Below are 20,562 nucleotides of genomic sequence, written 5' to 3'. Positions count from 1 at the left end.
GTCAATATAAAAGTTATACGTATGAAGAACAAATTACCGGAAAACAATTCCACCCGCCTTGCCTCATTGGACATTCTGAGAGGTTTTGATTTATTTCTCTTGGTCTTTTTTCAACCTGTATTTGCGGCGTTGGTGCGGCAGATGAACCTGCCGTTTCTTAACGACATACTCTACCAGTTTGACCATGAGGTTTGGGAAGGATTCCGTTTTTGGGATTTGGTGATGCCGCTTTTTCTCTTTATGACAGGAGCTTCCATGCCGTTTTCATTGTCGAGATACATAGGGACTACCGGAAGTTATCGGCCTGTTTATCGCAGGATTCTGAGACGGGTCATCCTGTTGTTTGTCTTCGGGATGATTGTACAAGGCAATTTGCTTGGCTTGGACAGCCAACATCTTTATTTGTATTCCAATACGTTGCAGTCTATTGCTGTCGGTTATTTTATTGCTGCGGTTATTCAGTTGCACTTCCCGTTCAAGTGGCAGGTAGGGATAACGTTACTGCTCCTTCTCGTCTACTGGATTCCGATGACGTTTTTGGGCGATTTTACACCGGCGGGAAATTTTGCGGAACAAGTGGACAGATGCGTCTTGGGTCGTTTCCGGGACGGAGTATTCTGGAATGAGGACGGAAGTTGGAGTTTCTCGCCATCCTACAACTATACATGGATATGGAGTAGCCTGACATTCGGAGTGACCGTCATGCTCGGAGCGTTTGCCGGAAAAATAATGAAAGAGGGTAAGGCGAACCGTAGAAAGGTGGTGCAAACGTTGCTGGTTGTCGGACTTGTTCTTGTCGGTTTAGCGTTGCTGTGGAGTCTGCAAATGCCCGTTATCAAACGTATCTGGACAGGCAGCATGACTCTGCTTTCCGGTGGCTATTGCTTTCTGCTGATGGCATTGTTCTATTACTGGATTGATTATAAAGGACATACCCGGGGACTGGAGTGGCTGAAAGTGTATGGCATGAATTCCATTACGGCTTATCTGCTGGGTGAGGTCGTGAATTTCCGTTGCGTTGCCGCTTCGGTCAGCTACGGGCTCGAACAATATCTGGGTGGTTATTACTCCGTATGGCTTACTTTCGCCAATTATCTGATTGTCTTTTTCCTATTAAAGGTGATGTATAAGCACGGATTATTTTTAAAAGTCTGATAAATAAAAGAATAAAAATAGTATGATTAAACGAATATATTTACTGTTGATGCTGTTTGGAGGATGCTTGTTTTCCATGAGAGCGGCTATTAAGGAAGAGATTTATGTCAATCATATAGCAGATACTGTGGAGTTTGGCAATGAATTCCTCACTCGCAAGTTTCTGGTGAAGAATGATAAAGTCCGCACGTACATGATTGAAAATAAGCGTATGGGGAAGCAAGTTTCCCGTATCATTCCCGAAGCCACTTCAGAAGATTTTATCATCCGTACGCTGAGTGCGGATTCGGTCGTTGCGGATATTCGTTCTTCGGATCTTTTTTTGCAGAGAGTACAGGTCGCGGATGAAGGAAAGGATGGCAAGAAGCTGGTTTTCCATTATAAGAGCTTCCGCCACCAGAAGGTGGACTGGCAGGTGAATATGGTTCTCACATTGGAGGAAGGGAAGCACTATATGAGGAAATATCTGGAGATTACCGTCCCCGATTCGCAACGTCATTTGGCGCGTTTGGATTATATTGATTTCGAACCGATGAATCTTCCCGAAGGATATGCCGTTTGGACGCATCCGGTAATGGAACAGGGAGTGGGCGGTGTCAGCGGATATTACATCTCTTTGGGACAACCGGTGTATATACAGGGCATGTTCTTCGGACTTGAATTTCCGGCTTCGGAGACGGAGATTGAGGGAAATCAAAAGGTACGTATTCGCTATTATTCAGGAAAGAGCTTTGAAATGCTTGCTTCGGAAGGTCGTATGGTGGACAGCGGGACGTTTACCACCTGGAAAGAAGTAATCGGTGCTACCCGCAGTACGGATATGGATGTTATTCAAACGGACTTTTTCAGTTATATCCATGATATTTCCGTTCCGGTAGACTTCCGTATCCAGTATAACTCGTGGTATGACTTTATGCTCGACATCAATGAGAACAATATCCTCAACTCTTTCCGTGAAGTAGAACGCGGACTGACGCAGAATGGTGTTCGTCCGATTGACTCTTATGTGATGGATGACGGTTGGAATGCCTACGGTCCATGGCAGGAAGAGAACAAGGCCAAATTCTGGTCGTTCAACAGTAAATTCCCGAACGAACTGTTTACGCCTTCTGACTTGTCGCACCGCCTTTCTTCCGATTGTGGATTGTGGCTGGGGCCTCGTGGCGGCTATAATTATTTTATCAAGTTCGCCCGGTTTCTGGAAGAAAACGGGAATGGAAAGCTGAACCGCAATTCAAGTGATATTTGCACCAATCATAAGGTGTATTGCGAGAAACTGAAGACGTTCTTTCTGGACTGCCAGCAACGGTTTGACGTGAATTATTGGAAATTGGACGGATTTTCTGCACGTCCGCCGCAACCCGACCCGCAGGGGAATTATATTTCCGGAGGTTATCAGGGGATGTACTATGTCACCGAGCATTGGGAACGCTGGATTGATATATTTCAAGCCATGCGCAACCAGCGCGGGGAGAAAAGAAATGATTTATGGATTAACCTGACGTGTTATGTCAACCCCAGCCCGTGGTTCCTGCAATGGGGAAACTCCGTGTGGATGCAGAACTCGCAGGATATCGGACGGCTGAATGTAAAACGCCTGTCGCAACTCGACCAGCTCTTGTCTTACAGGGACGACCGCTATTTCGATTTTGTGAAGACACGTGCGTTCCAGTTCCCTTTGGCGCATCTTTATAACCACGACCCGATTTATGGCAATACCGCCAATCTTGCCGGAAAGATGAATGATGATGAATTCCGTACGTACCTGATGATGATGGCTACCCGCGGCACTGCTTTTTGGGAGCTTTATTATAGCTATAATATGATGAACGAGGGACAGAAATGGGTCATAAATGCCGATGTACTCCATTGGATTAATGATAACTATGAAATCCTGAAGCATGCCAAACTGATAGGGCAGACTCCTGCAAAAGGAACTCCTTACGGTTATTCGGCATGGTCGGGACAGGAAGGGATTATTTCTGTCCGCAACCCGTCTGATGAGGTGAAAGAGTTTGACTTCACCCTCGACCGTATTATCGGAATGCCCGAAGGGTTGAAAGGCTTGTATCGTACCTCGGTGTGGACGTATCGGGCAGGTGAACAAAAAGAGGATACAAAGGATCATTTGTTCGGCTATGGCGAACAAATCTCCCTAAGTTTGCAGCCGGGTGAGGTGCGGATTTGGAAATTCAGTACCGTGCCTGATAAGGAAGCCCCTGCCCTGCGGATAGTTAAGACGACCTCTCCGACTTCCCTGACTGTTGAGTTTAATGAACCTGTGATGCTGAAAGACGGAATATTCTCTGTTTCGGGGAATGAGATTACCGCTACTTCGATTTCTGCGGACAGGCGTGTTGTGACATTGGCATTGGCTCGTGAAATGGAAAAGGATAATAAATATCGTCTGAATATTTCGGGAGTAAAAGATGACGCGGGAAATACAAAAGAATTATGTACCTCTTTCCTTTATTTTGAGAATCAGGAAATACCTGTTTTGATGGGAATCAGTGGTGGCGGGGATTTCAACGTGTCTTTCCGTTTGAAAACTGATAAAAATGCCGTTTCCTTGTTGCGTCAGGGAAAAGATATTTCGGTAGATTTGGATGCGGAAGGACGGCTTACATTCGTGGTAAAAGGGTTGAAAGTCGTTTCCAGACAACCTGTTAATAATAATAAAGAGTGCATTGTGTCTTTATGTCGTGAGAAGAATGGAATGTTGAAAATCTATCTGGATGGTGAATTGGAACAGTCGGCTTATGCTGCGGCAATAGTGAATCCGAGTATTAAAGCAACTCCGGTTATTATAAATGCCTCATTGGAGAATGCTCTCGGACAGTTGAAGCTTATAAACCGTGCGCTTGATTATAAGGAAAATAAGAACATGGTTCTGAAATAAAAGAGGTGAGGGTGTATCAAATAAAGGTCAGCGTGGTAGAATAAATGATGATAATGTCCTGTTTGCAGGAAATATAGATGCTGAGTGTTGGGTAGATAGATCTAACACACAGCATCTATATGCCGTACACATTGGATCTATATGTCCAATACGCACGGTATATATAGCTTGCAAGTAGCTGATAAACAGCGTTATTCTACCAGACTTTTTGCTCTATCCAATGCTACGTTGATATTCGGGCAGATATTTTCTTTTCCCAGCAACTCGTAGAATCCGGCTTTTTCCAGTACATTATGCACGTTCTCGTTGACTCCCGAAAGAATAATGGTAGTCTTTTCCTTCTGCGACATTTCGCAGAGAGCAGTCAGGTTATGAATACCTGTGGAGTCGATGAACGGAACCTTGCGCATACGGATGATACGTACTTTCGGGCGGTCTCCCAGTTGTGTCATTGTTTCTTCAAACTTGGTAGCGATGCCGAAGAAATAAGGGCCGTTGATTTCGTATACCTCTATACCTTTGGGAATCATCAGGTTTTCTTCGTGTACGGTAATATCCGATTCTTTATTCGGGTCAATCTCATCGGTAATCACCGAGATTTCGGTAGTCTCCATGACACGTTTCATAAAGAGGACGCAGGCAATCACCAATCCTACCTCGATAGCGACAGTCAGGTCGAAGATAACAGTCAGGAAGAACGTGATAAGCAATACGGTGACGTCCGATTTCGGATTCTTCAGTAAGGCTCTGAATACACGCCATCCGCTCATGTTGTAAGATACGATGACCAGTACTCCGGCAAGGCATGCCATCGGGATATATTGTGCGAGTGGCATCAGGAAGAGCAGAATCAACAGTAATACTACTGCATGAATGATTCCGGCTATCGGTGTCTTACCTCCGTTGTTGATATTCGTCATGGTACGGGCGATAGCTCCGGTGGCAGGAATACCTCCGAACAGCGGAGCTATGATATTGGCTGCTCCCTGTGCAATCAGTTCTGTATTGGAATCGTGGCGGTCGCCTATCACACCGTCAGCTACCGTTGCAGACAACAGTGATTCAATAGCTCCCAATACGGCAATGGTGATAGCTACCGGAAACAATTCTCTGATAGCTTCCCAATCCAACGCAGGCACAACGGCATCGGGCAACTCCGATTTAATGGTGAAACGGTCGCCGATTGTCTGGATGCAGTCGATCCCTCCGAAAGTTTTCATCAGGTAAACGGCTACCGTGACTACGATGATGGCAATCAGCGAGCCGGGAATTTTCTTTGAGAACTTCGGAGTGATGGCGATGATAATAATGCTGACAATGCTTACGATGGTATTCCACCAGTTGATCGTATCGAAGTGACGGAAATAAATCATCCACTTCCCGACGAAGTCTCCCGGCACTTTCTCGTCTCCGAAAGATAAACCGAAAATATCGGCAATCTGGGTCGTGAAAATAGTGACGGCGATACCGCTGGTAAATCCGACGATGATAGGGTAAGGAATGAATTTGATGACCGCTCCCAGCTTGAACACTCCTAATAATACAAGGAGTACGCCCGCCATCAGCGTGGCTACAATCAGTCCGGCCTCGCCGTATTGTTGTATGATGCCATAAATAATGACGATAAATGCTCCTGTAGGACCGCCGATCTGGACTTTGCTGCCTCCCAACAGGGAAATGATGAATCCCGCAATGATAGCGGTGATAATACCTTTTTCGGGTGAAACTCCCGAAGCGATACCGAAAGCGATAGCCAGTGGAAGCGCCACGATACCTACGATGATGCCGGCCATCAGGTCCGCCATAAACGTTTCTTTCGAATAATTCTTTAGACAAGAAACCAGTTTGGGTTTAAATTCAAATAGCTTCATTTTTAGATGTTATTATACGTGTACTCTGTACTTTTTTGCAAACTAGAGGTTGCAAAATTAGATAAAATAATCGAAATAAGTATGTTTTTGAACATACTATTTGTCTGTTGATAGATTTCATCAATGAGGTGATAGTTTTTATTCATTAAGAAAAGGTGGTTTATTGTGAACAAATGGCTTATATTTGCGTTATAAATAGTACGACAAGTTACGTTTGGTAATCAACCAATTTAAAATATATATAGAATTATGGCTAAGAGTATTAAAGGAACTCAAACAGAGAAAAATCTGTTGACTTCATTCGCAGGAGAATCACAGGCAAGAATGCGTTACACTTATTTTGCAAGTGTGGCTAAAAAAGAAGGCTACGAACAAATTGCAGCTATTTTCACTGAAACTGCCGATCAGGAAAAAGAACATGCAAAACGTATGTTTAAGTTCCTCGAAGGCGGTATGGTAGAAATCACTGCCAGCTATCCGGCCGGTGTAATTGGTAATACACTTGAAAATCTTCGCGCTGCCGCAGCGGGTGAACATGAAGAATGGTCACTGGATTATCCTCACTTTGCCGACGTGGCAGAACAGGAAGGTTTCCCGATGATTGCTGCTATGTACCGCAATATCTCCATCGCAGAAAAAGGTCACGAAGAAAGATATCTTGCCTTCGTAAATAACATCGAAAATATGACTGTATTCGCTAAAGAAGGCGAAGTGGTATGGCAATGCCGTAACTGCGGTTACATTGAAATCGGTAAGGAAGCTCCTGAAGTTTGCCCGGCATGTCTGCACCCACAGGCTTATTTTGAGGTGAAGAAGGAAAACTATTAATCTACGGATGGATAGATAAATCTCGAATGATTTAGATAAAGGAAGAGGCTGTCTAACATGCCCCGAAAAAAAGAAATCACCCCTGTCAGAGTCATTGTTTGAACTGCTGATAGGGGTGAAATCGTTAAAAAGAGATTAATTAGACAGCCTCTTTTCGTTATCGGTTTGGTATACTGTCTTTATAAATAGTAATTGTCCTTTTTCTTGTTGAATCATTCTTGATACTGGTTACATCTCCCCGGGTCGTGAAATACACATAGTTTCCCAAATCGAGAAAACGGTACACTTTCACTCCGTCGTGCTCGAACAGATAACTGACTTCATAAGTCTGGTTATTTTCCGATTTTCCACTTTTCAGTGGAATACCTGCATAGCAGGAAGCTAGTCCCGTTATGCAGAAGAAAAGAATAAAGGTCCGAATCAATGTTTTCATAATCATTTCTTCACGTGAGGATAATCTATCGTATAATGTAATCCGCGGCTTTCCTTACGCTCCATTGCTTGGCGCATAATCAGATAACCCACATTCACCATATTACGCAATTCGCAGATTTCTCTGGACGCTACGCTACGTTTGAACAGGCTTTCAGTCTCTTCGTAGATAATATCGAGTCTGTCCCAGGCACGTTTTAGACGGAGGTCGCTGCGGACAATACCTACATACGTACTCATAATCTGGTTCACTTCCTTCATACTTTGCGTAATGAGCACCATTTCTTCCGGCGAACGGGTTCCTTCGTCATTCCATTCGGGAATATTTTCATTATAAGAATATTGATCGACCACTTGTAGACTGTGTTTGGCGGCAGCGTCGGCATATACGACTGCTTCTATCAGTGAGTTGGAAGCCAGGCGGTTGCCTCCATGCAATCCTGTGCAGGAACATTCTCCCACGGCATAAAGACGTTCGATGGAAGATTGTCCGTCCAAGTCGACAAGGATACCTCCGCAGAGATAATGGGCGGCCGGGGCTACCGGGATATAATCTTTCGTGATGTCGATGCCCAGGCTAAGACATTTTTCGTAGATATTGGGGAAGTGTTTCTTTGTTTCTTCGGGATCTTTGTGGGTGACGTCCAGATATACATGGTCGTCTCCGCGGTTCTTCATCTCGTTGTCGATGGCGCGTGCCACGATGTCACGGGGAGCGAGCGAAAGACGGGGATCATATTTCTGCATGAACTCTTTGCCGTCCATTGTACGCAGTACACCTCCGTAACCACGCATTGCTTCCGTTATCAGGAAAGAAGGGCGGTCTCCCGGATGATATAGGGCGGTAGGGTGGAATTGTACAAACTCCATATCCTTCACCGTACCTTTGGCACGGTAAACCATGGCGATGCCGTCTCCGGTAGCGACTAGCGGGTTAGTGGTTGTTTTATAAACGGCTCCTACTCCACCGGTAGCCATCAGCGTCACTTTGGCAAGATAGGTATCTACTTTTCCCGTTTTCGGATCGAGGATATAAGCACCATAACATTTGATGTCCGGTGTCTGACGGGTTACGGTTACACCCAAATGATGCTGTGTCAGGATTTCAATGGCAAACTGGTTTTCGATGACCGTGATATTCGGATGGCGTTGTACGGCTTTAATCAGGCTGTCCTGAATTTCCGCTCCCGTATTATCTTTATGGTGAAGAATACGGAACTCCGAGTGTCCGCCTTCGCGGTGCAAGTCAAATTCGCCTTTCTCGTTCTTGTCAAAATCCACTCCCCACTTAATCAGTTCTTCAATTTGTGCGGGAGCTTCGCGCACTACTTTTTCTACTGCGGCACGGTTACTGATCCAGTCGCCGGCAATCATTGTGTCTTCAATGTGCTTGTCGAAATTATCCACCAGAAGGTTGGTGACGGAGGCTACCCCTCCCTGGGCGAAGTACGTATTGGCTTCTTCCAGCCCACTTTTACAGATAAGAGCAACTTTACCTTTGTGCGCCACTTTCAGCGCAAAACTCATACCGGCAATTCCGGAACCGATAACGAGGAAATCGAATTTTCTTACCATAATCTTGTTATTTCTCACCGCAAAGCTACAAAATAAGTTACTTCGTTGTACTTTTCGTTGTCACTAATTCATAAAATTGCTACCTTGCAGGCAAAAATCTGACAAAATGAATCGAATTTTTCATGCCCGCATCGCCTGGTACCAATATTTCCTGTTGGTGGTGCTTACTGTGAATGCCGTCGGCGCATTGTGGTGTAAGTATATCTTAGTGGCGGTACTGTTTATGTTGATGCTGATTGTAGTGATCGAACAAATTATACACACTACTTATACATTGACAACAAACGGTGATCTGGAAGTCTCACGTGGTCGTTTTATTCGCAAGAAGATCATCCCGCTTTCCGAAATTACCGCAGTCAGGAAATACCATTCCATGAAATTCGGCCGCTTCTCGGTGACGGATTATATCCTGATAGAATACGGAAAAGGGAAGTTTGTTTCGGTGATGCCTGTCAAGGAACAGGAATTTGCAGAACTACTCGAAAAGAGAATGTTCGCAAAGAAAATAAAGGCCACGGAGGCAATAGACCCGGTAGACTCTCAAGCGGATGAATCGTAGCATGTTTTGATAATAATGAAAAGATTAACTGATTATATACTATGAAATATCAAGTAATTATCATTGGTGGCGGTCCTGCGGGATATACGGCTGCCGAAACTGCCGGTAAAGGTGGTTTGAGCGTATTGCTTATCGAAAAGAATAGTCTGGGTGGCGTCTGTCTGAATGAAGGCTGTATTCCTACGAAAACATTGTTGTATTCGGCAAAGACTTATGACAGTGCAAAACATGCATCAAAGTATGCAGTCAATATCCCGGAAGTCTCTTTCGATTTGCCTAAGATAATAGCGCGTAAAAGTAAGGTAGTGCGTAAACTGGTGCTGGGAGTGAAAGCGAAGCTGACTGCCAACAATGTTACAATTGTATCAGGAGAAGCGCAGGTCATTGATAAAAATACGGTTCGCTGCGGGGAAGAGACTTACGAAGGAGAGAATCTGATATTATGTACGGGTTCGGAAACTTTCATTCCCCCTATTCCGGGAGTGGACGCGGTGAACTACTGGACGCACAGGGATGCTTTGGACAGTAAAGAATTGCCGGCTTCTTTGGCTATTGTTGGTGGCGGGGTAATCGGTATGGAGTTTGCGTCGTTCTTCAATAGTTTGGGAGTACAGGTGACGGTGGTTGAGATGATGGACGAAATCCTGGGTGGAATGGATAAGGAGCTTTCCGCTTTGCTCCGTGCGGAATATACAAAACGAGGTATTAAATTCCTGCTTAGTACGAAAGTGGTCGGCTTGTCGCAAACGGAAGAAGGGGCTGTTGTTTCTTATGAGAACGCGGAGGGAAACGGCAGTGTCATTGCAGAAAAGCTGTTGATGAGTGTCGGCCGTCGCCCGGTGGCGAAAGGTTTCGGGCTCGAAAACTTGAATTTGGAGAAGACAGAGCGTGGCGCTATCAGAATTAATGAAAAGATGCAGACTTCTGTGCCGGGCGTGTATGTTTGTGGTGACCTGACAGGATTCTCTTTGCTCGCCCATACGGCTGTTCGTGAAGCGGAAGTTGCCGTACATTCCATCTTGGGAAAGGAAGATGCCATGAGTTATCGGGCTATTCCGGGCGTAGTCTATACCAATCCGGAGATTGCTGGAGTGGGTGAAACGGAGGAATCGGCGTTGGCAAAAGATATCACTTATCAGGTTATCAAACTTCCGATGGCTTACTCCGGCCGTTTTGTGGCGGAGAATGAGGGCGTGAACGGAGTCTGCAAAGTATTGTTGGACGAACAGCAACGGGTGATTGGAGCCCATGTATTGGGCAATCCGGCTTCGGAGATTATCACTCTTGCGGGCACTGCCATTGAGCTCGGATTGACGGCAGCGCAATGGAAAAAGATTGTTTTCCCGCATCCTACGGTAGGAGAGATTTTCCGGGAAGTGTTATAAACGGATTCCGATATCTGCGATCGTTCATTGATGCGGGTATCTTACTGATAAAATCAAATATATGATGAGAAAATATATAATCACTCCGGCCTTATTGGAAATAGTTTGTATGGTGATGTGTCATTGTACATTTGTTGATGTCATAAACTGTATTGTATGAAAAAAAGTCTTTTGTTGGTCACCCTTTCAGTTTGTTTGTTGCCACTTTGGGGACAACAAAATTTCTCCCGGATAGATTCGCTTATCAAGAAGATGCTCCCCGAAGCATCCGAGGTCGGCATATCCGTCTACGATCTGACGGCTAAGAAATCACTTTATAACTATCGTGCGGAGAAACTTTCCCGTCCTGCCTCTACAATGAAGCTGCTGACGGCTATTACCGCCCTCTCCCGCCCCGAAGCTGCCGAACCTTTCCGCACGGAAGTATGGCACGATGGCGTGATAGAACATGATACTTTGCAAGGCAACCTGTATGTGGTAGGCGGATTCGATCCTGAATTTAACAGCCAGTCGATGGATTCATTGATAGAAGAGGTAATCACTTTCCCTTTTTCGGTGATTAACGGACAGGTGTACGGCGATGTTTCGATGAAAGACTCTCTTTATTGGGGTAGTGGATGGGCATGGGACGATACCCCTGCGGGCTATCAGCCCTATCTCTCTCCATTGATGTTTTGCAAGGGGACTGTGCAGGTTTCTGTCGTTCCCTCTACAGTGCAGGGAGATACTGCAAGTGTTTCCTGTCAACCTGTATCCTCCTATTATACAGTGACGAATCAGACGAAAACACGTACCTCTTCTGCCGGAAGATTCTCTTTCACGAGAGACTGGCTGACGAATGGCAATAATCTCCTCGTTTCGGGCAATGTCACTTCGATCAGAAAGGACGATGTAAACATCTACGATTCTCCCCGTTTTTTTATGCATACTTTCCTGGAGCGTCTTCGTGGGAAAGGAATCACGACTCCCCAGTCGTATGGTTTTGCCGAATTGCCTCGTGATAGTGTGACTGTAGAACGGATGGCTTGCTGGAATACTTCCGTGCAGAAAGTGCTGAACCAGTTGATGAAAGAGAGTGATAATCTTAATGCGGAAGCATTGCTCTGTCGCTTAGGAGCCCAGGCTACGGGAAAGAAGCAGGTGGCTGCCGAAGATGGTATTGTCGAGATTATGAAATTGATCCGTCGCCTGGGGCATGACCCGAAAGACTATAAGATTGCCGACGGTTGCGGACTGTCCAATTATAATTACCTCTCTCCTGCCCTGCTGGTGGACTTTCTGAAATATGCGTACTCGCAAACAGAGGTGTTTCAGATGTTATATAAATCTCTTCCCGTTGGCGGGGTGGACGGAACATTGAAATTCCGGATGAAAGGTACTCCTGCCTTCCGGAATGTTCATGCCAAAACAGGCTCGTTTACGGCAATAAATGTGCTTGCGGGCTATCTGAAGATGAAAAACGGACATGAAGTAGCCTTTGCCATTATGAACCAGAATGTGCTTTCGGCAGCTAAGGCACGGGCATTTCAGGATAAGGTGTGTGAGGTGATTATCGGGAAATAGATGGTGTCATAATACCTAACTTGAAAGACTTATCCCTGCTAAAGCTCTGTGCAGCAGAAGCACTTTCCTAAAGAAAAGTGTTTTGACACCCCAAAACAACCCAAGTGGAATTTCGTTGTTGAATCCGATTTCTATGTTGTCATAGGTTAAGTTTCTACTCTCCATGGAGGGCTTATTGATTCTTCTATAACTTATTGATTTTTCTATAAAAAGATAATTGTATTCCCTAATAAGCAAAAATCGTTGGATTTTGTTTACCAGAGAATACAATTATACTTGTTTAGAATCGAATATTGTAAATCCTATATTCTATATTACTTGGCGTATTCAGCCCAATTGGTATTCTTCATATCGCCGCTTTTAGCCAACTCTGCGTGCATACCAAGTGCAGCCTGAATAGCGTGTGGAGTCTGCGCGCGGTTGCCGGCCAGTTTGAGGTAATCCCAAAGAAGCTCTTTGTAGTCAGGATGAGCACAGTTTTCGATGATGGCTTGTGCACGTTCTTTCGGACTCTTGCCACGAAGATCGGCAACACCTTGCTCGGTGATAACGATGTTAACATCGTGCTCCGTGTGGTCGTGGTGGGATACCATCGGTACGATTGCACTGATCTTACCTTCCTTAGCCACAGACGGACAAGTGAAGATAGAAATGTAAGCGTTGCGGGTAAAGTCTCCCGAACCACCGATACCGTTCATCATTTTTGTTCCGCCGATATGGGTAGAGTTTACGTTGCCGTACAGGTCGACTTCGATGGCTGTATTGATAGAAATGATACCGAGACGACGTACTATTTCCGGGCTGTTTGAGATTTCCGACGGACGGAGAACCAATTTATCGCGGAAGAAATCCATATCGTTGTAAATGCCTTCCAGACAGTCGTTTGTTACAGTCAGTGAGCAGGCACTACCGAATTTGATACGTCCTTCACGAATCAGTCCGATTACAGAGTTCTGGATTACCTCTGTGTACATTTCGAATGCAGGAATCGTTTTATCACGTCCCAAAGCACCGAGCACAGCGTTGGCGATGTTTCCTACACCCGATTGCAAGGGTAAGAAAGTAGACGGGATGATACCACGTTTCATGTCGGCAGCGAGGAAGTCGGCAACATTCTCTCCGATTTTGTCGGTCAACGGATCGGCAGCGGCGAAAGAACGGGCTTCGTCCGGCCAGTTGGTTTCTACTACGCCTATAATCTTTTTCGGGTCTACCTGAACGTAAGGCTGTCCGATACGGTCACTTGGTTTGTAAATAGGTATTTCGCGGCGGTAAGGCGGGTCGAGCGGTTCGTACACGTCGTGCAAACCCATGCAGGATTTGCTGTGTGCGCTGTTCAACTCTACGATGATCTGGTCGGCCAAACGGCAGATGGTCGGAGCGATACCACCGGCGGCAGTCAGATAAATCTTTCCGTCCGGAGTCACTTCGCACGCCTCGATGATGGCCACGTTCACTTTGCCCATGAATCCGTAGCGCACTTCCTGTGCCATTTGTGAGAGGTGTATGTCGTTGTAGGCAATCTCTCCGTTGTTCACAGCTTTGCGGAAATCAGCGTTGGTAGTATAAGGGGCGCGGTAGCGGATCGCTTTGGCACGTGACAGTACGCCGTCGCAGGACTCTCCTGTCGATGCTCCTGTGAAAATTCCTACTTGAAACGGGTTTCCTTTCGCATGTTCTGCTTCAGCAATTTTTGCGAGTTCGGCTGTTACAGCCTTGGCCGTTCCGGCGGGAGTAAATCCGCTTAGGCCGATGTTGTAGCCATGTTTAATCAGGCTTGCAGCTTCCGCTGCCGAAATACGATTGAGTGACATAAATAGTAAATTTCGTGTTAAATACAGTTGATATCTAATTAGTTGAAAATTCGCTCAAAATGTATGTATACAGGTTGACACCTGATACTCCATGTTTAATACTTAATACTTAAAAGAAGTCTCCTCCGACTGTCGGTCAGTATTTCCGTTGAAGTATTTCTCCCCAGATAATGGCTCGGCGTGCTTCTTCTGCCGAATGAATCGTAAAGTCTTCTTTATTGTCGGGTGAATCGTGAGGAGTATTATAGTGAGCACCTTGCCGACTGTTTTGTTCATCCTGTGCGACACTGTTCGCAAGAGATGCAGCCACGGATACTTCTTCTTTTTTCTTTTTTTGTTTCGAAGTTTGCTGTTTGGAAAATTGTTTGGAAGCCGGTTGTTCGCGAAGAATCGGCTGGAACAGCTCTTCCAGGGATTTGGGCCTGCCCCAAGCTTCGGGCATAGGAGCGGCATCGGGGTTTACTTCAACCGGAGATGGCATTGTGGGAACGGGGTGCTTGGCTTTAGCCTTTTTCGCCTTGCTGTTTTTATTCACCTCTTTGAATATTCCCACAAGAATGACGCCTGCTATCAAGAGAAATTTCAAAAAATCTTCCATTGTGCTTCACATCTAAATAGTTATCCGCCAAAGGTAGGCATTTTATCTGGTTTGAACTAACATTTGGGCATGAAAAAAGGGCAGCTTCACAGCTCCCCTTAATTTTTTTAACCTAAACCTTAACTATGAAAAAATCTAATGTTTCTTTCATTGCACAAATGTGAAAAATAAATTTAAATTTGCCAAGTATATGGATGGAAAATGTTTATCCTCTTAACATAAATTACAAATTTGCTTGCCAAATCATCAATTTTTGCGTTATTTCTGTGTCAATTAACCACTTATTGAAAGTGAAGCCGTATCTTTGCATCCGAATTTTTAAACTAAGATTTAAGTATGAACGAATTAACGGGAGCGGACTTTAAATCCGCAACTGAAATGACTGATGACAACAAGAAGTTGTTTATCGAAACATACGGCTGCCAGATGAACGTAGCCGACAGTGAGGTGATTGCATCGGTGATGCAAATGGCGGGTTATTCCGTAGCTGAAACGCTGGAAGAGGCTGACGCTGTGTTTATGAACACTTGTTCTATCCGCGACAATGCGGAGCAGAAGATCCTGAACCGCCTGGAGTTTTTCCACTCGCTGAAGAAAAAGAAAAAGCGCCTGATTGTGGGTGTACTGGGTTGTATGGCCGAACGGGTAAAGGATGATCTGATAACGAATCATCATGTCGACCTGGTAGTCGGTCCGGATGCTTACCTGACGTTGCCCGATTTGATTGCTGCCGTAGAGACTGGCGAGAAAGCAATCAATGTGGAGCTTTCTACTACCGAAACTTATCGGGATGTGATTCCGTCGCGTATCTGTGGCAATCATATTTCCGGCTTTGTGTCCATCATGCGCGGTTGTAACAATTTCTGCACTTATTGCATCGTTCCCTATACTCGCGGACGTGAGCGTAGCCGTGACGTGGAAAGCATCCTCAATGAAGTGGCAGATTTGGTGGCAAAAGGTTATAAAGAAGTCACCCTGTTGGGACAAAATGTCAACTCATACCGTTTTGAGAGGCCGACAGGAGAAGTGGTTACCTTCCCGATGTTGCTCCGAACAGTGGCCGAAGCCGCTCCGGGGGTGCGTATTCGTTTCACGACTTCCCATCCGAAGGATATGAGTGACGAAACGTTGGAGGTGATTGCACAAGTGCCGAATGTATGTAAACATATTCATCTGCCTGTGCAGAGCGGTAGTTCCCGCGTCCTGAAACTGATGAACCGTAAGTATACCCGTGAATGGTATCTGGACCGGGTGGCAGCTATCAAACGCATCATCCCCGATTGCGGACTGACTACCGATATTTTCTCCGGTTTTCATTCTGAAACGGAAGAAGATCATGCCATGTCGCTTTCGCTGATGGAAGCGTGTGGGTACGATGCTGCTTTCATGTTTAAATATTCCGAGCGTCCGGGAACGTATGCTTCCAAACATCTTGAAGATAATGTGCCCGAAGAGGTGAAAGTCCGCCGCCTGAATGAGATTATCGCTTTACAGAACCGTCTGTCTGCCGAATCCAACCAGCGTTGCATCGGAAAGACGTATGAAGTGCTTGTGGAAGGTGTTTCCAAGCGTTCGCGCGATCAACTGTTCGGCCGTACGGAACAAAACCGTGTGGTGGTGTTCGACAGAGGTACGCATCGTGTCGGTGATTTCGTCAATGTGCGTATCACGGAGGCTAGTTCGGCTACGCTGAAAGGGGAAGAAATCTGATTTCACCACAGAGGACGCAGAGGTCTTATTCTCATAGTCGTGGCTGTCTTGTAGTTGTGACTGCCTGTACGGTATGTGGTAACTGCGCTTATACAACACATCCTGTGGAGGCTTTGAGGATTAATATAAAAAATCAGTGTTCCTCTGTGTCCTCTGTGTCCTCTGTGGTGAAACTTACATCATCATGTGTCTCCTGATGGAGAACTTCACAATCGCCATTGCGTTGATGGACGCGAATGGAATATCCATCGGTTCGTGGTGTGTGTTGTAACTCACCAGTTTGAGATGACCTTCTTTCTCCGAACGGTTTACGTACTTTACTGCCAGATACTCGTCTCCGTCAATCATAAACGACACCAGGTATATCTCCCCGTAAATGACATTGTCGAAACTGCTGATTTCTTTATATCCGATAATGTCTCCCGATTTCAATATAGGGTACATGCTGTCTCCGTTGACGTAGACCGCCCCGTCGCAGACGGATATATTGGGAATCAATATCTTCCCCAGTGCATACTGCTTTTTATTGGTGAACAATGTTTTCAGGTTCGCTGCTGCCGTAATGTCGTATAATGTCACGCTACGGTCGTCTATTGGTTCGGGTGTTTTCGGATTGTGTATAATCTCGACTTCTCCCTGCACCAGTTCGCTTTCGCAATGTCTCGGCTGATGTTTCGGATTTCCTTTTCCCAATAATAGCCAGTTGTAGTCTACCTTGTCCCCCAATTTGTCGAGCAACAAGCGGAAATCGATGCTGTTTCGTGCGCCCCAATTGGTGACTGTGGCTCTCGAAACTCCCAGATATTCAGCTAGTTCGCTGTCTCTTTTTAGGTTTAACGCCTGTTTGGCACGCTTGATGATACCTAATACATCCAAATTTGTATCCATTCTGTTTTTTTATTTAAAAGACTAATCCCGGATTTATAAATGGCAGCTATAAAATGGCTGACTAAAAAACGTGTTTACTATATGTTTATAATCAATGACTTGTAAAATAATTAAGATTAAAAATGAAAACTAATGTTTTATTTATGAAAAAATATTCTATCTTTGTCCCATTGATTAATAGAAAACGTTTCAAAAATATAAATTAAAAACGGATATGCCATGCAAAACTTCAAGAAAAACACCGAAACCTTGAAAATTTCTCATCCGCCACCTGCGGAAAGCTTGCTGATACCTGTTAACAGCTATTTCCTCAAATGTTAATAGCTATTTCTCTAACCATTAATACCTGAAATGCCAGATGTTAATACCTGGCAATAGGATAACAAAAGGATAACATATTGTATACGAATACTCCGTATTTGGATGATTACAGACCTGACTGATAAAAACTAGCATTTATAATTTATAATTGGATAACAAAATGAAAAGTTCAAAAGTACAAACACTGTGCGTTTGCGGATGTTGCAAACGCTCTCTTCCGGCAAGTGCCTTTTATATCAATAAGAAAACCGGTCTTCCCGGCAACTACTGTAAGGAATGTCGTAAAACTGTCAGCCGGAACCACCGGAAGAACGAGAAACGCTCCCTGGCATGCGACAGGGAAAGCAGTTATCCGGTAATTACCTCTACGGAAGATCCCACGTTGCGGCGGGAACTTATTCTGCATGCCCTTGAAACCGTAGCTGCCAGCATTGAACGGAAAAGGCGGAAAGTCCGTGAATCGGAATTTGAATACGAATCAGGTTCTGAATCCCAATCCGGATCAGTCTTTGAATTGGAATTAGAATCAAAATCAGGATCAAAATTAGAATTGGCAGACTGATTTATAAAAACAATTTATATCATGGGACGAATAAAACAAGGGCTTGACTATTTCCCTTTGAATACCGATTTTATGCACGACCGTGTCGTACGCCGTGTGATGAAGCGTGAAGGCGATTCTGCCTTCACGATCCTGCTCTATACCCTGTCTTATCTATATTCGGGCGAGGGTTATTATATTCATGTCGACGATGACTTCTATGACGAACTCTCCGACCAGCTCTTCAGCACGGACAACGATAGTGTCCGCCGGGTGCTTCGTCTGTTTGTGGAGTACGGTTTCTTCGATTCCTCTCTCTACGAACGTTACGGCATCCTGACTTCCGCCGACATTCAGCGGCAGTTCCTTTTTATCACTAAACGTCGCAGCCGCCGTCATATTTCTCCGGACTACTGTCTGCTGCCGGATGAGGAAACCGTACACTCCACCCTTTCGGATGCTGTTGCAGAAACCCCGGATATTGTAACGCAAACCCTCGATACTGTAACAGAATCCCCGGATACTGCAACAAAAAGCACCCTCATAAAAAGAAAAGAAAAAGAAAGGAAAGAAAACATCCTCCCTAACCCTCCTTTGCCCAAAGGAGGGGATGAGGAAGAAGAGGGAGGAAATTTTTCTAACAGAAAACCGGCGAAGAAGAAACGTGAACTGACACAGTCGGATATTGACCGGATGCAAGCTCCTGCTGACGGACACCCGCGCAACCTTTCCGGACTGTTGGATAACCTTCGTCTTTATCATATTCCTCCCTCCGAACAGTATGCAATCGTGCTGAAAAGTAATTACGGAGAAATCGGTGGTAAGGTTTGGAAGGGTTTCGGTGTCATTCGGGCAAGTGCCGGAAAGATCAAACTGCCCGGTCATTATTTGTTGAGTGTCCTGAATAACTGAATTAATGAGGATTATGATGCTATTATATTATATAATGTATTGTAAATTAGTAGTATAGTAACGAATTTTCATATTAACGAATTTATTAACGCACACTTTTAAAATCTCTTGCACAGACAGAAATAAGGTCTTATATTTGCATTGTCGATAAGCTTAAAGACACAGACAAACTAGAATTATTAACGACTAAAAACTATTACAATTATGCCAGTATTGTACAAACCCTTCCAGTCAACTCTGGAAGACAAAAAAAGCGGTAAAAAACTCTTCTATCCCCGAGTTGTACGTTCGGGAAACGTAGATTCCGCACAACTTTCGAAAGAAATAGCAGCCTACTCTTCCCTCTCTCCGGGTGACGTAAAAAACACACTCGACAACCTAGTGACGGTGATGGGGCAACACTTGCAATCTTCGGAAAGCGTAAGCGTGGACGGTCTTGGTACCTTCCGTATGGTGATGGTGGCTCGTGGCAAAGGTGTGGAAACCTCTGACGAAGTGTCGGCTGCACAGGCTACACTTACCGTCCGCTTCCAACCGACAACGACTAAGAATCATGACCGTACTACCGCTACCCGTTCGATGGTGACCGGTGCGAAGTGTGCCCGTTATGATAAACTTGTTTCCGATGCAAGTAGTGCAGGAGGCGGTAACTCCGGTGGAAGCGACAAGCCCGGTGGAGGCGGTAATGAAGGAGGCGGAGAAGCGCCCGATCCGGCTGCATAAATGACGTCACGGCAGTGAGGAGTACACAAAATGTAAACGACAAACTTCGTAGGCTTAACTAAACATTTGGCTTTTAACTAAACTAGAAATCATCCACTAACATGAGGATTATTAACTTGATTGTGGTGTATTGCAGCGCCACGAGGGAGGATTGTACACTTTCTCCGGAAGATTTGGACCGGTTGCACCGGCGTCGCGGATTTAACGGAACAGGCTATCACTACTACATCCGGAAGGATGGAACAGTGCACCTTACCCGGCCCGTGGAACGCATCGGAGCACACGCCAAAGGTTTCAACGCTCACTCGATAGGTATCTGCTATGAAGGTGGTCTGGATTGCCGGGGAGGCCCGGCAGATACCCGGACTCCGGCACAACGGGCTACGCTCCGGCAACTCGTTGGGCAACTACAGGAGAAATTTCCCGGTTGCCGGGTATGCGGACACCGGGATCTTTCGCCGGATCTCAATGGAAACGGTGAGATAGAGCCGGAAGAATGGATTAAACAGTGCCCGTGCTTTGAGGTGGCAAAGGAATTCAATGAGTTCGGAGAGTCTGCTACCGGAACTAAGAATAAGAACACGAAAGAACACAGAGTAACACAACACATTAAAGAACAGAAAGGAGGTAAATGATGGCAATGAAGAAATCAGTATGGGATATGATCCTGAAGGTGGTTATCGCAGTGGCTTCAGCTTTGGCTGGCGTTTTGGGCGCTAACGCGATGAATCTGTAATTAGTTGAATTGTGGGACGTGCGCGCCGTCCCACAATTTTGATGGTTAGATA

The 20,562-nt window shown here is 45.3% G+C and carries 18 protein-coding genes; 12 read left to right on the top strand and 6 right to left on the bottom strand.

Annotated elements, in window-relative coordinates:
• Positions 1-21 precede the first annotated feature (21 nt).
• Positions 22-1,155 carry an acyltransferase family protein gene (locus DW862_RS11745; RefSeq protein WP_087318025.1) on the top strand — a complete coding sequence of 378 codons (1,134 nt, stop codon included), beginning with the start codon at positions 22-24 and terminating at the stop codon, positions 1,153-1,155.
• A 22-nt stretch (positions 1,156-1,177) separates the two neighbouring features.
• A complete protein-coding gene (locus DW862_RS11740; protein ID WP_087318026.1) occupies positions 1,178-4,054 on the top strand; it encodes an Ig-like domain-containing protein in 2,877 nt (958 codons plus the stop codon).
• Between the two features lie 191 nt (positions 4,055-4,245).
• Here the strand turns inward: DW862_RS11740 and DW862_RS11735 are convergent, their stop codons facing one another.
• On the bottom strand, positions 4,246-5,925 hold the full coding sequence (locus DW862_RS11735; protein WP_087318027.1) for a SulP family inorganic anion transporter: 1,680 nt from the start codon (positions 5,923-5,925) through the stop codon (positions 4,246-4,248).
• Between the two features lie 249 nt (positions 5,926-6,174).
• Between DW862_RS11735 and rbr the strand changes: the two genes are divergently transcribed.
• Positions 6,175-6,753, top strand: a complete 579-nt coding sequence (rbr, locus tag DW862_RS11730) for a rubrerythrin (RefSeq protein WP_087318028.1) — start codon at positions 6,175-6,177, stop codon at positions 6,751-6,753.
• 157 nt (positions 6,754-6,910) lie between these two features.
• Here the strand turns inward: rbr and DW862_RS11725 are convergent, their stop codons facing one another.
• Both DW862_RS11725 and nadB read right to left on the bottom strand, forming a co-directional pair.
• Positions 6,911-7,186, bottom strand: coding sequence for a DUF4884 domain-containing protein (locus DW862_RS11725; RefSeq protein WP_004312856.1), 276 nt, complete (start codon positions 7,184-7,186; stop codon positions 6,911-6,913).
• Positions 7,187-7,188: 2 nt separating this feature from the next.
• Positions 7,189-8,760 (bottom strand): L-aspartate oxidase, encoded by a 1,572-nt coding sequence (gene nadB / locus DW862_RS11720; RefSeq protein ID WP_049701485.1) that lies wholly within the window; start codon positions 8,758-8,760, stop codon positions 7,189-7,191.
• 106 nt (positions 8,761-8,866) lie between these two features.
• On the opposite strand from nadB, the gene DW862_RS11715 reads away from it, so the two are divergent.
• The 3 genes from DW862_RS11715 (at position 8,867) to dacB (ending at position 12,267) form a co-directional block, all read left to right on the top strand.
• Entirely contained in the window at positions 8,867-9,319 is a 453-nt protein-coding gene (locus tag DW862_RS11715; protein ID WP_087318029.1) for a PH domain-containing protein, read from the top strand.
• Between the two features lie 41 nt (positions 9,320-9,360).
• On the top strand, positions 9,361-10,704 hold the full coding sequence (gene lpdA, locus DW862_RS11710; protein WP_117683621.1) for a dihydrolipoyl dehydrogenase: 1,344 nt from the start codon (positions 9,361-9,363) through the stop codon (positions 10,702-10,704).
• A gap of 156 nt (positions 10,705-10,860) precedes the next feature.
• The gene (gene dacB / locus DW862_RS11705) at positions 10,861-12,267 is read left to right on the top strand and encodes a D-alanyl-D-alanine carboxypeptidase/D-alanyl-D-alanine-endopeptidase (protein ID WP_120068344.1); all 1,407 of its coding nucleotides are present in this window, start codon (positions 10,861-10,863) and stop codon (positions 12,265-12,267) included.
• A 314-nt stretch (positions 12,268-12,581) separates the two neighbouring features.
• On the opposite strand, the gene DW862_RS11700 is transcribed toward dacB, so the two are convergent.
• Both DW862_RS11700 and DW862_RS11695 read right to left on the bottom strand, forming a co-directional pair.
• Entirely contained in the window at positions 12,582-14,081 is a 1,500-nt protein-coding gene (locus DW862_RS11700) for an acetyl-CoA hydrolase/transferase family protein (protein ID WP_120068341.1), read from the bottom strand.
• Between the two features lie 136 nt (positions 14,082-14,217).
• The gene (locus tag DW862_RS11695) at positions 14,218-14,679 is read right to left on the bottom strand and encodes a hypothetical protein (protein WP_008023697.1); all 462 of its coding nucleotides are present in this window, start codon (positions 14,677-14,679) and stop codon (positions 14,218-14,220) included.
• A 336-nt stretch (positions 14,680-15,015) separates the two neighbouring features.
• On the opposite strand from DW862_RS11695, the gene miaB reads away from it, so the two are divergent.
• On the top strand, positions 15,016-16,389 hold the full coding sequence (gene miaB / locus DW862_RS11690; RefSeq protein WP_120068338.1) for a tRNA (N6-isopentenyl adenosine(37)-C2)-methylthiotransferase MiaB: 1,374 nt from the start codon (positions 15,016-15,018) through the stop codon (positions 16,387-16,389).
• 174 nt (positions 16,390-16,563) lie between these two features.
• On the opposite strand, the gene DW862_RS11685 is transcribed toward miaB, so the two are convergent.
• The gene (locus DW862_RS11685; protein ID WP_008023698.1) at positions 16,564-17,277 is read right to left on the bottom strand and encodes a S24 family peptidase; all 714 of its coding nucleotides are present in this window, start codon (positions 17,275-17,277) and stop codon (positions 16,564-16,566) included.
• 481 nt (positions 17,278-17,758) lie between these two features.
• Here DW862_RS11685 and DW862_RS11680 point away from each other — a divergent pair, with 481 nt between their 5' ends.
• From DW862_RS11680 to DW862_RS25915, 5 genes are all read left to right on the top strand, one after another.
• On the top strand, positions 17,759-18,160 hold the full coding sequence (locus DW862_RS11680) for a hypothetical protein (protein WP_008023700.1): 402 nt from the start codon (positions 17,759-17,761) through the stop codon (positions 18,158-18,160).
• 21 nt (positions 18,161-18,181) lie between these two features.
• On the top strand, positions 18,182-19,051 hold the full coding sequence (locus DW862_RS11675; RefSeq protein ID WP_049701490.1) for a DUF4373 domain-containing protein: 870 nt from the start codon (positions 18,182-18,184) through the stop codon (positions 19,049-19,051).
• A gap of 204 nt (positions 19,052-19,255) precedes the next feature.
• Positions 19,256-19,774 (top strand): HU family DNA-binding protein, encoded by a 519-nt coding sequence (locus tag DW862_RS11670; RefSeq protein ID WP_004312452.1) that lies wholly within the window; start codon positions 19,256-19,258, stop codon positions 19,772-19,774.
• 101 nt (positions 19,775-19,875) lie between these two features.
• Positions 19,876-20,409 carry an N-acetylmuramoyl-L-alanine amidase gene (locus DW862_RS11665; RefSeq protein WP_120068335.1) on the top strand — a complete coding sequence of 178 codons (534 nt, stop codon included), beginning with the start codon at positions 19,876-19,878 and terminating at the stop codon, positions 20,407-20,409.
• 5 nt (positions 20,410-20,414) lie between these two features.
• Positions 20,415-20,510: a smalltalk protein gene (locus DW862_RS25915; protein WP_005681936.1), complete on the top strand. Its 96-nt coding sequence runs from the start codon at positions 20,415-20,417 to the stop codon at positions 20,508-20,510.
• The last annotated feature ends 52 nt before the right edge of the window (positions 20,511-20,562 follow it).

It is taken from the genome of Bacteroides sp. AM37-9, from assembly GCF_003603455.1.
Lineage (GTDB): Bacteria > Bacteroidota > Bacteroidia > Bacteroidales > Bacteroidaceae > Bacteroides > Bacteroides xylanisolvens.
This window is presented reverse-complemented; position numbering and strand designations above follow the sequence as displayed.